Here is a 15,027-nt window from a genome sequence, read left to right as displayed (position 1 = left end):
TTTTATAATCCTGCTTTACACAATCTTGCATAAACTCCGTCTTTTGCAAGGAGTTCCTGATGTGTTCCTTCTTCCGCAATTCCCGTTTCTGTAAGGACCAGAATCCGTTTGGCATTGCGTATAGTAGAAAGCCTGTGAGCAATTACAAACGTGGTTCTGTTTTCAGACAGGCGTTCCAGAGATTCCTGAACCACTTTTTCACTCTCATTATCAAGCGCAGATGTGGCTTCATCAAAAATCAGAATCGGCGGATTTTTCAGGAACACTCTGGCAATTGAAAGACGCTGTTTCTGTCCTCCGGAAAGTTTTACGCCCCGCTGTCCGATATCGGTATCATAACCATCCGGCATTTCCATGATAAAATTATGCGCATTCGCCAGTCTTGCTGCACGAATGACCTCTTCGTCCGATGCCCCCGGTCTGCCGTAGCGGATATTATCCATAATACTTCCTGCAAACAGATAGACATCCTGCTGCACGATTCCGATCTGATCACGGAGATCCTTGAGACGTATTTTCCGGATATCATGGTCATCCAGATAAACAGCGCCTTCTGTAACATCATAAAATCTCGGAATCAGACTGCAGAGTGTCGTTTTTCCTGCTCCGGAAGTTCCTACAAGAGCCACATACTCTCCCGGCTTTACTTCCAGATTCACATTGGAAAGAACCTCTTCTTTATTATCTCCATAATGAAAAGAAACATTTTCAAAACGGATATCTCCATCCACATGATCCAGAGAAATCGCATCCGGTGCATCTTCAATATCCGGCTCGATCGCCATCATTTCCAGGAAACGGTCATAGCCGCTGTACCCGTTCTGGAATTGTTCGGTAAAGTTCACAAGCTTTGTCACCGGTTCCGTAAAGTTGCTGATATAAAGCAGAAAAGTAACCAGATCGGTGGTACCCAGTGTTCCATTCGCCAGAAAATAAGCTCCGGAAATCAGAGCAACCACTGTGATCAATGTGGTAAATGCATCCATTCCTGCATGATAGCCTGCCATAAAGCGATAGGTGACACTCTTGGAAGATACAAAGCGCTCATTTCCGCTGTGAAATTTCTCCATCTCTTTTTTTTCATTTCCAAAAGATTTCACGACACGGATTCCCGCAAGGCTGTCTTCAATCTGGCTGTTAATATCTGCAATGCGTGCACGGTTTGCTTTAAAAGCGTTTTTCATCTTTGCATTATAAACCAGTGCATAAATCAGCATAATGACCACCACACCAAAACAGATGACGGCCATTTTGGGGTTTACATTGCAGAGAATGATCATGGCGCCGATCAGCTTGATTACAGAAATAATAATATCCTCCGGACCATGATGAAGTAGTTCACTGATGTCAAAAAGGTCGCTGGTGATCCTGGAAAGCAGATGTCCTACTTTCTGGTTATCATAAAATGCGAAAGAAAGTTTCTGGTAATGGTTGAAAATCTCATTTCGCATATCGCGCTCAATATAGGTTCCCATCATATGTCCATAATAAGTGATAAAATACCGGCTTAACAGCTGTACCAGAATCAGGCCGATCATGACTGCTCCGATCCGAAAGATCACATGCTGTGCCTGATCTGCCCCCATCGTTCCAACCTGATTCATAATATATCGAACCAGAAGCGGAATGATCAGGGATACTGCGGCTCCCAGCATGGCAAAAAACAGATCCCAGAAAAACAATGCTTTATACGGCTTATAATAACCTGCAAGAAGTTTCAGCCGGTTTTCTTTTTTCTTCCGTTGTTCCATAATTTCCTCCTGTATAGGATTTCACCTATTCATACAGGGTTCATTATAACCCTGTCCGGTAACTTTTGTCAAAAGAATCTAACCGGAAATCTGTATGAAATATTTCTGAGAAAAACGTCAAAAAAGACTCATAAAAGAGCCTTTTTCCACATTTTCTTCAGACAATGTCCATATGTAGCTTTTTCCACTGATTTTGCGATAAGAATACGGATTCTCCCAAGTTCACGGCCCTCTGCCAGATAAATCACCTCTCCGGCAGTCTCTCCTTTTTTCACCGGCGCCTGCAGTGTTTCCGGAAGATTCCGTTCTTTTTTTACTTCTGTAAGAGTCGTTCCATCCGTACTCAGATATTGAAACTGTCCTTCGTATTCCAGGGACACCGTATCTTCCATTCCACTTTTTACAGGCAATTCCGGCAGGGTCTCAGGCGTTTCATCCACATAAAGGCTGCATTTCGAAAATCCGTAATTCAGCATCGCCGCTGCATCCTTCATTCTGCTTTTGGAATCGTCTGCAGTCATCACCACAGAAATCAGCGTAATCCCATTTCTGACTGCCACTGCAGACAGACAGAACTTTGCAAAACTGGTGCTGCCCGTCTTCAGCCCCACGCAACCGTCAAATGCACGAAGAAGCTTATTGGTGTTCGTCAGTCCAAACTCACTGGTCCCCTGCCTGGTCACATGGGTCATGGTATCCATCCAGATGGACGAATACTCCAGAATTTTGGGATATTTTGTGATCAGTTCCCGGCTCATAACTGCGATATCTCTTGCAGTCGTATAGTGATCCGCGGAATCCGTCAATCCGCAGCAGTCCACAAAATGGGTATTTTCCATCCCAAGACCGGCTGCACGTTCATTCATCTGACGTACAAATTCCTCTTCACTTCCCGCAAGGTGTTCCGCCATAGCCACACTGGCATCATTCCCGGATGCGATAACAATACATTTGATCAGAGTCTCCACATTCTGTGTTTCCCCTTCTTCCAGAAACACCTGAGAACCTCCCATGGATTTTGCATGCGCACTTGTGGTTACCAGATCTTCCATCTTAAGCGTTCCCTTTTCCAGAGAATCAAAGATCAGAAGCAGAGTCATGATTTTTGTGACACTTGCCGGACTTCGTCTGGTATCCGCATCCTTTTCAAAAATAACCGTTCCGGTCTGCGCCTCCATCAGTAATCCGGACGGGGCACTGATCAGTGTCTGTCCGTTATCCGTATTTCCCTGCTCTGCAGTCTGCAGGATTTCATTTTCCTGATACAGAACCGGTGCTGCCTGCACAGCAGAACCGGCTGTCAGGCTGATCATCAACAGCAGAGAACAACCTCTTTTTTTCCATTTCCCGCTCATAATGTTCTCCCGATATTTGGCTTCTATTCTATTGTAAAATGCTCACGGGAAAAATATGTCTGTATATTTGTAATTTCGAAAAATCAAAGCAGCGGAGCCAGAAGTCTGAGAATACTCTGTGTTGTCCGTACAACAATATTTCTTTTTCTGCAGAATTCCAGATCCACAGGACGGCAGTAATCCATAGTTTCTTCAAAATCCGCAAGAATCTCTTCAATCACTTTATTTCTGTACATCCAGACACCATCCTCAAAATGCAGATACAGGCTTCTGTAATCCAGATTGATCGTACCCACAACCGCAACCTCATCATCACAGACAAAGGATTTTGCATGAAGAAATCCGGGCTGATATTCGTATATTTTCACTCCTGCTTCCAGAAGCTGTTCATAGTAGGACTGTGTCAGCAGAAATACCATTTTTTTATCCGGAATTCCCGGCGTCATAATCCTTACGTCCACGCCGCTCTTTGCTGCAAGGCACAGCGCTGTCATCATCTCATTATCAATGATCAGATAAGGAGTGCAGATATACACATAATCTTTTGCACGGTTGATGATATTCAGATAAACATTCTCGCCAACAACTTCCCGGTCAAGCGGTGAGTCACAGAAGGGCTGAACAAATCCGTCACTCTCAAAAGGTTCCGGGTGATACTTATGAGGAAGATATTCCTCAAAATTCCATGTCTCTTTTCCACTGCTCAAGGTCGTCCACATATCCATGAACATTGCCGTCATATTCCATACTGCATCGCCTTTCAGCATAACAGCAGTATCCTTCCAGTGGCCGAAACGTTCCCGCTGATTAATGTATTCATCTGCAAGATTAATACCGCCGGTAAAGCCTGTATGACCGTCAATAACGCAGATTTTACGGTGATCACGATTATTCTGGATAATATTCAGAATCGGCCGGAAACGATTAAATACCTTGCACTGAATCCCCTTTTCGATCAGAGTTCTGTCATATCTGTGAGGCAGAGTCGTCAGGCACCCGAAATCATCGTAGAGAAGTCTTACATCCACTCCCTCTTTTGCCTTTCGTTCCAGGATGTCCAGTATCGTCTGCCACATCACGCCATCATTGATGATGAAGTATTCGATAAAAATAAAATGCTTCGCCTGTTCCAGTTCCCGGACAAGAACCGGAAACATATCATCTCCTACCTGAAAATACTCTGCTGTCGTATGCTCATGTACCGGAAAGCCGGAAAGCTGGCTGATATAGCGTGACTGGGCCGCCGCAGAAAAATCCTCCTCTTCCAGTCGTTCCATGATTCCGGAATCCTGTTCCATATATCCCAGACTTTCGTTCTCGATCGTTTCGTATCGTTTCTGAAACGCATTGGCAATTCTGGAATTACCGAACAAAAGATACAGCACCAGTCCAAAAGCTGGGACAGTCATGATCAGAAGCGTCCATCCCAGTTTATAGGAGGGATTGATATTTTTATTCACAATCCACAGAACCACAAGAATACTTACAACCCGGATTCCAATAGAGAAGTACTGGGAATATGCGGCCAGTTTCCACACCGTGATCAGAATCCATCCCAGCTGAACCAGCAGGGCAACCGCCACATAAAAGATTCTATTAAATAGAAGTTTCATTAATTTTTTTAATGTTGTCAGGATAAAATTCATATTCTTTCTTACTTGTCCCCATCATAAAAATCCCTGACGGACCCGTCAGGGATTTTCTGCGCACAATTAATTATATTTACGTTTTCTTGCGGCTTCAGATTTTTTCTTACGACGAACGCTTGGTTTCTCGTAATGCTCTCTCTTGCGGATTTCCTGCTGAATACCTGCTTTAGCACAGCTTCTCTTAAATCTGCGAAGAGCGCTATCTAAAGTCTCGTTCTCTTTTACGATTACATTTGACATAGACTCACACCTAACCTCCCTCCAGTTGTAGATTGTGCTTAAATACAACTGTCTGGGTATTTTTCTTGCACGAGTGTTATTATATATCATTGCGCTGGCATTCGTCAACAACTTTTGGTTTTTTTTAGAAAAAAACTTTCCCTGCTGTCATACCCCGCAAAATTCTGTTTTTATTTGAGCTGTCCTTCCAGAATTCCTGCCACTGCATCGACTGCTTCCTGTGCTTTTTCCGGATTTTTGCCGCCTGCCTGGGCCATATTCGGACGTCCTCCGCCGCCACCGCCTACGATCGCTGCGACAGCTTTGATCAGATTTCCTGCATGTGCACCGGCCTTCTGTGCTGCATCCGTTACCATAGCAAGCAGATTTACTTTGCCGGCATTTACAGCAACCAGAACAACAACACCCTCGCCGAGTTTTTCTTTTAACTGATCACCCAGATCACGGAGACCGTTCATATCAACGCCCTCAACTTTTGCAGCAAGAACCTTTACACCCTTCACTTCTGTAACTTGATTCATGACATCGCCGAGAGCTCCCTGGGCAAGTTTGCTCTTCAGTGATTCATTTTCACTCTGGAGTGATTTCACTTCCCCCTGGAGATGTGCGATCTTATCCAGAATCTCAGATGGATTAGCCTTCAGTGCTTTTGCAGCTGCATGAAGAGCAGCCTCCTGTTTCTTATAGTATTCCAGAACACCGTTTCCTGTGAGTGCCTCTATACGGCGTACACCTGCAGCGATTCCGGATTCAGAAACGATCTTAAAAAGCATAATGGAACCGGTGTTATCCACATGCGTACCGCCACAGAGTTCCCTGGAGAAATCTCCCATGGAAACAACCCGCACTTTTTCAGAATACTTTTCACCAAACAGTGCCATAGCTCCGGATTTCTTTGCTTCTTCGATATTCATAATATCCGTACGCACATCCAGTCCTGCTTGAATCTGTTCATTGACCAGATCTTCCACTTTTGCAAGTTCTTCTTCTGTCATCGCCTGAAAATGAGCAAAATCAAAACGAAGTCTGTCCGGAGTTACAAGTGATCCCTTCTGTTCTACGTGAGAACCAAGAACAGTCTTCAGGGCTTTCTGAAGAAGATGAGTAGCACTATGGTTCTTCTCTGTATCTTTACGGCCTTTTACATCAACTTTCAGAGTAACTGTCTCACCTGCGGAGATCATTCCGGATTCCATGTATCCAACATGGCCAAATTTGCCGCCGCGGAGCTTGATCGTGTCTTCTACAACAAATCTGCCGTTTGCTGTTTCGATCACACCTCTGTCACCTTCCTGACCGCCCATAGTTGCATAGAACGGAGTCTGTTCCACAAAGACAGTACCTCTCTGTCCTTCCATAAGGGAAGTTACGATTTCTTTTTCTGTCGTAAGTACCGAAACTTTTGAGTCATAAGTCAGATGGTCGTAACCCATAAATTCTGTCGTAACAGTAACATCAATCTCATCATAAACGGTTGCATCAGCCCCCATATAGTTGGTTACTTCACGGGCCTCACGGGCTTTCTGACGCTGTTCTTCCATTGCTGCATGGAAGCCTTCTTCGTCCACATCGTAGCCTTTTTCTTCCAGGATTTCTTTTGTCAGGTCAACCGGGAATCCATAGGTGTCGTATAATTTGAATACATTTTCACCGGAAAGTGTTTTTACACCATCCTCTTTCATCTTTTCTTCCATCTCTGCAAGAATACGAAGACCCTGATCGATGGTTTTATTGAACTGGTTTTCTTCATTGGTAATTACCTTGAAGATAAATTCTTTCTTTTCTTCCAGTTCCGGATATCCGTCTTTGGATCCACGGATCACTTCCGCACTTAATTTTGCAAGGAATGTGCCTTCAATTCCAAGAAGACGTCCATGTCTTGCAGCACGACGGATCAATCTGCGGAGAACATAGCCGCGTCCCTCATTGGTAGGCATGATACCGTCAGAAATCATAAATGTTGCGGAACGGATATGGTCTGTGATCAGGCGGATGGAAACATCGTCAAGATACGTCTTGCCATATTCTTTGCCTGCAATCTCGCATACCAGATTACGGAGTGCGCAGATGGTATCTACATCAAAAATAGAATCTACATCCTGAACAGCCACTGCAAGACGTTCCAGGCCCATACCTGTATCAATATTTTTCTGCGTCAGTTCTGTATAATTGCCATTACCGTCATTCTCAAACTGGGTAAATACATCATTCCATACTTCCATGTAACGGTCACAGTCACATCCTACCGTACATCCCGGTTTGCCGCAACCGTATTTCTCTCCACGGTCATAGTATATCTCAGAACACGGACCGCACGGACCTGCACCATGTTCCCAGAAGTTATCCTCTTTACCGAAGCGGAAAATACGTTCTGCAGGAATTCCGATCTCTTTATTCCAGATTTCAAAAGCTTCGTCATCCTCCAGATAAACAGACGGATACAGTCTGTCAGGATCCAGTCCGACTACTTCTGTCAGGAATTCCCATGACCAGTGAAGTGCTTCTCTTTTGAAATAATCACCAAATGAAAAGTTACCAAGCATTTCAAAGAAAGTACCATGACGGGCAGTCTTGCCCACATTCTCAATATCACCGGTACGGATACATTTCTGGCATGTGGATACTCGTTTTCTCGGCGGAATCTCTGCTCCTGTGAAATATGGTTTCAAAGGAGTCATACCGGCATTGATCAGAAGTACACTCTTATCTCCCTGTGGAACCAGCGAAAAGCTCTTCATGACCAGATGTCCCTTACTTTCCATGAAATCAAGAAACATCTGACGAAGTTCATTCACTCCATATTTTTTCATTGTTTTCTCCTCCTAGTATCTGTTATTTCGCATAAACTTTATTAAATTTCTTTTTACCGCGCTTAAGGACGATTCCTTCTCCCTCAAGTGTTTCTTTCGCTACCTGATATTTGATATCCATAATTTTCTCTCCGTCAATGGATACTCCGCCCTGTTCAATGGCACGCCGTCCCTCGGAACGGGTCGGAACCAGTTCTGTCTTAACAAGAAGAGAAATCAGGTCAATACTTCCATCTGTAAAATCATCCTCGCCAAGTTCTGTTTTCGGCATATTGGCTGTATTCGCACCGCCTGCAAAAAGCGCTCTTGCACCTTCCTGTGCCTTCTTCGCTTCTTCCTCACCATGTACCAGATTGGTAAGCTCATATGCAAGAATTTCTTTGGCTTTGTTCAGTTCGCTGCCTTCCCACTTCGCCATCTCATCAATTTCCTCCAGAGGAAGGAATGTAAGAAGACGGAGACATTTAATCACATCTGCATCATCCACATTTCTCCAATACTGATAGAAGTCAAACGGAGAAGTTTTGTTCGGATCCAGCCATACGGCACCGGATTGGGTCTTGCCCATCTTCTTGCCTTCGGAATTCAGAAGAAGGGTAATGGTCATAGCATAAGCATCCTTGCCCAGCTTACGACGGATCAGCTCCGTACCGCCAAGCATGTTGCTCCACTGGTCATCGCCGCCGAACTGCATGTTGCAGCCGTATTTCTGATACAGCATATAAAAATCATAACTCTGCATGATCATATAGTTGAATTCAAGGAAAGTCAGTCCTCTTTCCATACGCTGTTTGTAGCATTCTGCAGTAAGCATACGGTTTACAGAAAAATGTGCGCCGACTTCTCTTAACAGTTCCACGTAATTCAGATTCATAAGCCAGTCGGCATTATTTACCATAAGAGCTTTGCCATCGGAAAAATCAATAAAACGTTCCATCTGCTTCTTAAAGCAGTCAATGTTATGCTGAATAGTCTCCGGTGTCAGCATCTGGCGCATATCGGTCTTGCCGGACGGGTCACCGATCATACCGGTTCCGCCTCCGAGAAGAGCGATCGGTTTGTTTCCCGCCATCTGAAGACGCTTCATCAGACAAAGAGCCATGAAATGACCTACATGCAGACTGTCTGCAGTAGGGTCAAAGCCGATATAAAAAGTAGCTTTTCCGTTATTCACCATCTCTTTGATCTCTTCTTCATCGGTTACCTGGGCAATGAGGCCTCTGGCCTTCAGTTCTTCCCAAACTGTCATGTCTATTTCCTCCTGTGTCAATAAAATAGAATCCTGTGTTACAGAATATCAATCTGTATTTATTATTTCACAGGAAAATGCAGCACACTTCTCTATGAAATAATAAAGCCCGGTTCCTGTCCTTTTAGGACGAGAACCGGGTCCCGCGATACCACCTAAATTCGCAGAAGACTCGCATCCTCTGCCTCCGTAAGTGACAAATCCATCACTCAGGCACGTTAACGGGTGCCACTCCGTCGCATCCTACTGATGTTTCGGTGCGCAGCTCCGGGATGTATTCACACAAGTTCCCCATGCGCCTCTCACCTGCCGGCTGCTCTCTGTCTGTTTCCCTCATGTTACTTCTTCCCTTCCAAGCTTTTCCTTATGAAACTTCAATAAAGCAAGTATACAAATACTCATTTTATTTGTCAAGAAATTTTGCTTTCATTTTAACAACTTAATGTAAGAAAGAATCCTGTTTACACACCCGGATCAACAATCAAATTCTCTCCATCTGCTGCGGTTGTTGCCAGAGTATCGCACCGTTCATTTTCAGGATGTCCGTCATGACCCTTCACCCAGTGAAATGTTACCTGATGCGGTTCCTTCGCTTTCAGAAGGCGTTTCCAGAGGTCTGTGTTTTTGACCGGTTCATTTTTTCCACGTTTCCATCCTTTCCTGATCCATGAATCAATCCAGTGCTGGTTAAATGCATCAACCAGATATTTGGAATCGGAATAAAGTTCCACCTGGCAAGGTCTTACCAGAGCCTCCAGTCCCACAATCGCGGCCATCAGTTCCATCCGGTTATTGGTAGTCCTTACATATCCCTGGCTGAATTCCCGGACATGAAGCGTTCCCTTCTGATCCGTATAGTGGAGCACTGTTCCATATCCTCCCGGTCCGTCCGGATTTCCTCTTGCCGCACCGTCTGTATAAATTTCTACAATCATATTTCTCTCTCCCCGTTATCGCTTGCATGTAATTTATAAGAGGACCTTTCACAGGAAAAGTCCTCTTATGTATGTAACAGCTTCTGTATATTCTTTTATAAGCTCTTTTTAATATGATCCTTTCTGCACTGTCAGATCAATCTGCCAGATATCGTTTGCGGTCTGTCATGCACTGATCCAATCTACAAAAAATGTATGATCCTTATATACAAAATACTCTACCTTGCTGAAATCAAGAGCCTGATTTTTGAAAGAAGAATTCATCATAAAATACATATAATCAAAATCAGCTTTAAAACCTTTCAGCTTTCTCGGTGTTTTATTTTTTACATAATTGTTAAATATTTTAAGTGCTTCGTCTGCAGCTTTGTAAGCATTGGTTTTGTCATCCCATCTGGTGCCGTTCAGACGTTTCAGAAGTGCTCCGTCTTTAACTACCGAATACTGGGACAGGCTGCTTCCCTGATGAAGTGCCTGGTAAATTACCATACGAAGTTCAGAAGGAAACTCCTTATCCGATTTGATCGTACGGTTCAGAACACAGAGGGCAACTGCCTCCATACCGATCAGTCCCTGATTGCCTGCCTCTGAATCACAGAGTGCAGCCAGAAGGTCGCGGTCTGACAGTTTGCCGTCAGCAATACCGGCATGCTCAATGTATTCTGTTGCCATATAATAATATCTGTTGTTCTTTGTATCCAGGACTTTGACATTATTCTTATTGACGACGATCGCACTGCTTTCCGTAGCAACACCGCTGGAATTAAATACATAATGCTTGCCGCTGATTACACCGGAAGTATTGCACAGCATGACTGCATTCTTAAAATAGTACTTTTTGCCGCTCAATGTCAGCCAGCCGGTCTTGAGCTTGCCATCTGATGTGGCACAATAATATTTCTTACCGCCAACAGTCAGCCAGCCCTTCTTCTGATAACGGATGCCGCTGCTGGTATTCAGATAGTAATAGGAACCATCAATCTTCTGGATTCCTGTCAGCATCACGCCGGTACTCTTCACAAAATACCGGTAATTTCCTGCGCTGGATTTCCACCAGCCGGTCAGCATTCTTCCTGTAGACCGACTGAAATAGCGTTTCTGACCCTTGCTGTCTTTCAGCCATCCCTTGGCCATGACTCCGGAACCGCTGGTAAAATAATATTTATATCCCTTGGAATCTGTCATCCAGCCTCTTACCATCAGACCCGTTTTGGGATCAAAATAACGGGTATTACCGGAACTGTCTTTCAGAAATCCGGTAACCATACATCCCTTTCCCTTGGTAAAATAACGAATCAGCTTGCCGGAACTGTCTTTCTGCCAGCCCTTCAGCTGAACACCTGTCTTTTCATTAAAATAATACTTCTTTCCTCCGATGGTCACAAGTCCTTTGGCTTTCTTACCGTTGGACTTTATGTAGTAGGTTTTTCCATTGACTGTTTTAAATCCGGCAGTTGCAGCCTGTGCTTCTTTTGCCGCTGACGGCATCGCTGCATAAACTCCAAATACCAGAAGTGACAGAAGACATACTCTCAAAAATTTCTTCCATGTTTCTCTTTTCATACCAATTCCTCTTTCCTCTGACCTATTCTCCGTAATAATGATCATGGTGAAATAAATGCAAAAATTCCCGGATGTTTGTAACAAATGTCCGTCAAATACACCTGTGAATCACTATTTTTGTCGAAATATGTCAAAATCATTTCATGGATTACAATTTTGTTACGTATTTGTGTTTTATTATAATCGAATTGTTGATATGTGTCAACTATTTCTGTATTCACCGACTGGCTGTCCCCTTCATAGTATGGAGTGTAAAACAAATTTGGAGGATTTTTCAATGAGTGATTTGGCTGCAACAAACTGCGGATGCGCAGAAGAAAGATGCGGATGTGACAACAGATGTGGATGTGACAACAATTGTTCCAATGGTTGGGGTTCTTTCGGAAACAATAACTGCAGCTGCATTCTGTGGATCATCATTCTCTTCGCATTATGCGGCAACAACAACTGGGGGGGCGGCAACTGCGGCGGTAACGGAGACTGCTGCTGGATCATTATTGTTCTGCTGCTTCTGTGCGGCAACGGTTTCGGCAACAACTGCGGATGCTGCTGATTTTCCGCTGAAAGAGGCAGAGGATTCTTCCTCTGCCCCTTTCTCAGCAAATCTTCCATGTTCTATTTCTTAATATTTCATAATAAATTCTTTTTTCGTTCCCTTATTTTTATAAAATTTCTTTTCTCTTTCTTTACCGAAATTGCTTATATTCTTTTTTCATCCTTTTTCATCTTCTTTTATAATCATTTTTTCTCTTTTCCCGAATATCTATTCTCTGACCTTTTCTCGCCTCTGGAATTTTCTCTTTCCTTCTTCTTCAGACATTCCAGATCAATCTCATATATGGTATTTCCGTCAATAACCAGTCTGTGCTTACTATCTTTCGTACTGCTTTCTTTCCAATTATGATTTCCCCTATCCTGTTCATTTGTATTGCGCTCTTTCGTATTGCTTTCTTTCGCATTCTGTCCTTTCGCATTCTGTCCTTTTGTATTCCTTTCTTTCGCATTCCGCTCTTTTGTATTCCTTTCTGCTCCATGATTCCCCATATTTCCCCGCCTCCGAAAAAGATTTCCTTTGATATCATATGTCAGGACATCCCCGGCTGTCATACATTATGAATAAAACGCATAATCATAAAAAGGAGGCTCCCATGGCATCAAATGAAATCCCCGCCGAAGAACCGGATTCTATCAGCCAGACTTTTCTTGATCAGATGGTCAGCACCGACCACGGTCAGATGCTGAAAGCTGCCATCCCCTATCTGCCGCCTTCCGGACGCCGGATGGTGTCCCTGTATACAAAGGCTCAGGAATTTGCAAATACAGTTTCACTTTTTTCCGGAAACAGTAATGAAGTAGAGATATGTTCCGCACCTGCACAGGATACTGATCCTCTTGCCATGCTGCAGGATATCCGGAGATACTGTTACGGAGAAAGCCGCAGGAATATGGATCAGATCATCAATATGATGGCGCTTGTCCAGATGATGCAGATCATGCGGGAATAACGCTGCTGTTTCAAGAGATCATTCCACAGATGCCGGATGATCTGACAGTTCTTTATCAGATGTAAAGGAGAGGAATTTTATGGATGAAAAAAACGGTGACTGGAAAAATAATCCCAGACTGAACGGTATGGACAAAAACAAGCTGGACCTCTTACAGAGTCTTGCTGAACAGGGAAACGGAAAAAGTGCCTCAGATATGCTGCCTTTTCTCATGAGTGCCGCCGCACAGGGAAAAAGCAAAGGTCTCAATTTTTCCTCCCAGGAAATTGACACAATCATTGAAGTACTGAAAATGGGAAAATCCCCTCAGGAAGCGGCCAAACTGGACCGTATTGTCAATCTCATGAAAATGATACACTGATCATAACCTTGTTTCGTCAGGATCCGGTTCCTATACAGGAAAGAACCCTGCACGAAGTACTTTCTTATACAGGAAAACGAAAAGCACTTTCCTGTAATAGAACATGGACGAAACAAGAACGAACGAAAATAAGGACTCCTGCCCGGGAACCGGGATTGATAACCCGAAGTCCGTGCAGGAGTCCTTATTTCCGTTTTCCATACCTTATTTTCCCAGAGCGTGTTTGAACATTGCTTTCCCACAAAGTGGGGCGTGCATATGATGGAAATGAATTTCCAAACATGCTCTAATACATCTTTCTAATGCATTCTTTCTGCCGCATATTTTATGCTAAGCTTTACGGCTGACGCCTTCCAGCATGCATTCACGCAAAAATGCCAGTGCATGAGCAGTTGTCTGTTCTCTGATCTTCATGCGGTTTCCGGTGAAATGAAATTCTCTTGTAATCACTTTTCCATTATAACAGCATCCCATAAATACGGTTCCTACCGGTTTTTCTTCTGTTCCGCCTCCCGGTCCCGCAATGCCGGTAATCGAAAGACAGATATCCGCTTTTGCAAAGAGACACCCGCCTTTTGCCATTTCCTTTGCGCATTTTGCAGAAACAGCACCTTCTGTTTTCAGCGTTGTTTTCTTTACACCAAGGAATTTCCGTTTGGCACGGTTACTGTATGTAACAAATCCATGGCCAAAGACTTCCGATGCTCCGGGAACATTCACAATTCTGGATGCCACAGCACCGCCGGTACAGGATTCTGCCAGAGCAAGAGTCAGACCCTGGTCTTTCAGCATATCCACCACTGCTTCTTCCAGCGTTTTCTGCTCATCTGTGGCAAAGATATTTTTCCCGAAACGTGTTTTCAGTTCATGTACGACCGGCTTGATCAGTTTGCGGCACTCTTTCTCACTGTCGGCCTTGGCGGTGATGCGCAGGTGCACCTCACCGGTTTTGGCATAAGGTGCAATGGTAGGATTTGTCTGATTTTCAATCAGATCCTGAATTTCTTCTGCCACCTGGCTTTCTCCGATACTGCAGATCTTTACCATCTGAGAATAGATAATCTCCGGTTGTTTTCTGCGAAGATACGGAAAAACCTCTTCCTCGAACATAGGCTTCATTTCATTCGGAGGCCCCGGAAGAAGAATCGCAGTCTTCCCATCTTTCTCAATGATCAGTCCCGGTGCCGTTCCATTGTGATTGTCCAGCACAAGTGCTCCCTGAGGAACCAGCGCCTGTTTATAATTATTGGCAGTGATTCTTCTCTGGGAATTGTTTTTTTCGTATTGCTTCAGGTAGGCTTCCAGAAGTTCGCGGCTGTGGGGATCCTCCACAAGCGGCAGGCCCATCACTTCAGCCGTTACTTCTTTTGTCAGATCATCTTCTGTAGGTCCCAGACCTCCGGTAAGAATTACAATATCGGAACGGTCAAGGGCTGTTCTGACAGTTGCTTTCATCCGTTCCTCATTATCACCGACGACCGTCTGATAATAAACGGAAAGTCCCAGCTGCGCACATTTTTCTGAAAGATATGCACTGTTTGTATTCACAATATTTCCCAAAAGTATTTCAGTTCCTACAGAAACCAGTTCTGTAATCATAATCATCCTT

At 44.1% G+C, this 15,027-nt stretch carries 14 protein-coding genes and 1 other annotated feature; of the genes, 4 read left to right on the top strand and 10 right to left on the bottom strand.

Going from position 1 to position 15,027, the window contains the following annotated elements:
- Positions 1-2: 2 nt before the first annotated feature.
- The 8 genes from ACTNEW_RS02810 to ACTNEW_RS02775 all read right to left on the bottom strand — a co-directional run bounded on the left by ACTNEW_RS02810 (position 3) and on the right by ACTNEW_RS02775 (position 11,552).
- The gene (locus ACTNEW_RS02810; protein ID WP_441057597.1) at positions 3-1,751 is read right to left on the bottom strand and encodes an ABC transporter ATP-binding protein; all 1,749 of its coding nucleotides are present in this window, start codon (positions 1,749-1,751) and stop codon (positions 3-5) included.
- A gap of 128 nt (positions 1,752-1,879) precedes the next feature.
- On the bottom strand, positions 1,880-3,106 hold the full coding sequence (locus ACTNEW_RS02805) for a D-alanyl-D-alanine carboxypeptidase family protein (RefSeq protein ID WP_441057594.1): 1,227 nt from the start codon (positions 3,104-3,106) through the stop codon (positions 1,880-1,882).
- Between the two features lie 83 nt (positions 3,107-3,189).
- Entirely contained in the window at positions 3,190-4,752 is a 1,563-nt protein-coding gene (gene cls / locus ACTNEW_RS02800; protein ID WP_441057591.1) for a cardiolipin synthase, read from the bottom strand.
- A 66-nt stretch (positions 4,753-4,818) separates the two neighbouring features.
- Positions 4,819-4,995, bottom strand: coding sequence for a 30S ribosomal protein S21 (gene rpsU / locus ACTNEW_RS02795; RefSeq protein ID WP_004222305.1), 177 nt, complete (start codon positions 4,993-4,995; stop codon positions 4,819-4,821).
- 170 nt (positions 4,996-5,165) lie between these two features.
- Positions 5,166-7,805 (bottom strand): alanine--tRNA ligase, encoded by a 2,640-nt coding sequence (alaS, locus tag ACTNEW_RS02790; protein WP_441057588.1) that lies wholly within the window; start codon positions 7,803-7,805, stop codon positions 5,166-5,168.
- Between the two features lie 22 nt (positions 7,806-7,827).
- The gene (gene tyrS, locus ACTNEW_RS02785; protein WP_441057585.1) at positions 7,828-9,054 is read right to left on the bottom strand and encodes a tyrosine--tRNA ligase; all 1,227 of its coding nucleotides are present in this window, start codon (positions 9,052-9,054) and stop codon (positions 7,828-7,830) included.
- A gap of 122 nt (positions 9,055-9,176) precedes the next feature.
- Positions 9,177-9,418, bottom strand: a binding site (T-box leader).
- Between the two features lie 97 nt (positions 9,419-9,515).
- Positions 9,516-9,989 carry a ribonuclease HI gene (rnhA, locus tag ACTNEW_RS02780; RefSeq protein ID WP_441057582.1) on the bottom strand — a complete coding sequence of 158 codons (474 nt, stop codon included), beginning with the start codon at positions 9,987-9,989 and terminating at the stop codon, positions 9,516-9,518.
- Positions 9,990-10,154: 165 nt separating this feature from the next.
- A complete protein-coding gene (locus ACTNEW_RS02775; protein WP_441057579.1) occupies positions 10,155-11,552 on the bottom strand; it encodes a cell wall hydrolase in 1,398 nt (465 codons plus the stop codon).
- Between the two features lie 277 nt (positions 11,553-11,829).
- Here ACTNEW_RS02775 and ACTNEW_RS02770 point away from each other — a divergent pair, with 277 nt between their 5' ends.
- The gene (locus ACTNEW_RS02770) at positions 11,830-12,105 is read left to right on the top strand and encodes a hypothetical protein (protein ID WP_441057576.1); all 276 of its coding nucleotides are present in this window, start codon (positions 11,830-11,832) and stop codon (positions 12,103-12,105) included.
- A 185-nt stretch (positions 12,106-12,290) separates the two neighbouring features.
- On the opposite strand, the gene ACTNEW_RS02765 is transcribed toward ACTNEW_RS02770, so the two are convergent.
- Entirely contained in the window at positions 12,291-12,596 is a 306-nt protein-coding gene (locus ACTNEW_RS02765; RefSeq protein WP_441057573.1) for a hypothetical protein, read from the bottom strand.
- 104 nt (positions 12,597-12,700) lie between these two features.
- On the opposite strand from ACTNEW_RS02765, the gene ACTNEW_RS02760 reads away from it, so the two are divergent.
- The 3 genes from ACTNEW_RS02760 to ACTNEW_RS02750 all read left to right on the top strand — a co-directional run bounded on the left by ACTNEW_RS02760 (position 12,701) and on the right by ACTNEW_RS02750 (position 13,721).
- Positions 12,701-13,057, top strand: coding sequence for a hypothetical protein (locus ACTNEW_RS02760; protein WP_441057570.1), 357 nt, complete (start codon positions 12,701-12,703; stop codon positions 13,055-13,057).
- A 79-nt stretch (positions 13,058-13,136) separates the two neighbouring features.
- Positions 13,137-13,418, top strand: coding sequence for a hypothetical protein (locus tag ACTNEW_RS02755; RefSeq protein WP_441057567.1), 282 nt, complete (start codon positions 13,137-13,139; stop codon positions 13,416-13,418).
- 219 nt (positions 13,419-13,637) lie between these two features.
- A complete protein-coding gene (locus tag ACTNEW_RS02750; protein WP_441058102.1) occupies positions 13,638-13,721 on the top strand; it encodes a DUF6783 domain-containing protein in 84 nt (27 codons plus the stop codon).
- 27 nt (positions 13,722-13,748) lie between these two features.
- Here the strand turns inward: ACTNEW_RS02750 and ACTNEW_RS02745 are convergent, their stop codons facing one another.
- The gene (locus ACTNEW_RS02745; RefSeq protein ID WP_441057564.1) at positions 13,749-15,017 is read right to left on the bottom strand and encodes a competence/damage-inducible protein A; all 1,269 of its coding nucleotides are present in this window, start codon (positions 15,015-15,017) and stop codon (positions 13,749-13,751) included.
- Positions 15,018-15,027 lie beyond the last annotated feature (10 nt).

The organism is Blautia sp. HCP3S3_G3, from assembly GCF_052063365.1.
Lineage (GTDB): Bacteria > Bacillota > Clostridia > Lachnospirales > Lachnospiraceae > Blautia_A.
The sequence above is the reverse complement of the archived record's forward strand: the minus strand, read 5'-3'. Positions and strand labels throughout refer to the sequence as shown.

Coding starts and splice junctions, on each gene's coding strand:
- rpsU (WP_004222305.1), bottom strand. CDS start 4,995: ATGTCAAATGTAATCGTAAAAGAGAACGAGACTTTAGATAGCGCTCTT.
- ACTNEW_RS02810 (WP_441057597.1), bottom strand. CDS start 1,751: ATGGAACAACGGAAGAAAAAAGAAAACCGGCTGAAACTTCTTGCAGGT.
- alaS (WP_441057588.1), bottom strand. CDS start 7,805: ATGAAAAAATATGGAGTGAATGAACTTCGTCAGATGTTTCTTGATTTC.
- ACTNEW_RS02760 (WP_441057570.1), top strand. CDS start 12,701: ATGGCATCAAATGAAATCCCCGCCGAAGAACCGGATTCTATCAGCCAG.
- ACTNEW_RS02770 (WP_441057576.1), top strand. CDS start 11,830: ATGAGTGATTTGGCTGCAACAAACTGCGGATGCGCAGAAGAAAGATGC.
- rnhA (WP_441057582.1), bottom strand. CDS start 9,989: ATGATTGTAGAAATTTATACAGACGGTGCGGCAAGAGGAAATCCGGAC.
- tyrS (WP_441057585.1), bottom strand. CDS start 9,054: ATGACAGTTTGGGAAGAACTGAAGGCCAGAGGCCTCATTGCCCAGGTA.
- ACTNEW_RS02755 (WP_441057567.1), top strand. CDS start 13,137: ATGGATGAAAAAAACGGTGACTGGAAAAATAATCCCAGACTGAACGGT.
- ACTNEW_RS02745 (WP_441057564.1), bottom strand. CDS start 15,017: ATGATTACAGAACTGGTTTCTGTAGGAACTGAAATACTTTTGGGAAAT.
- ACTNEW_RS02775 (WP_441057579.1), bottom strand. CDS start 11,552: ATGAAAAGAGAAACATGGAAGAAATTTTTGAGAGTATGTCTTCTGTCA.
- cls (WP_441057591.1), bottom strand. CDS start 4,752: ATGAATTTTATCCTGACAACATTAAAAAAATTAATGAAACTTCTATTT.
- ACTNEW_RS02765 (WP_441057573.1), bottom strand. CDS start 12,596: ATGGGGAATCATGGAGCAGAAAGGAATACAAAAGAGCGGAATGCGAAA.
- ACTNEW_RS02805 (WP_441057594.1), bottom strand. CDS start 3,106: ATGAGCGGGAAATGGAAAAAAAGAGGTTGTTCTCTGCTGTTGATGATC.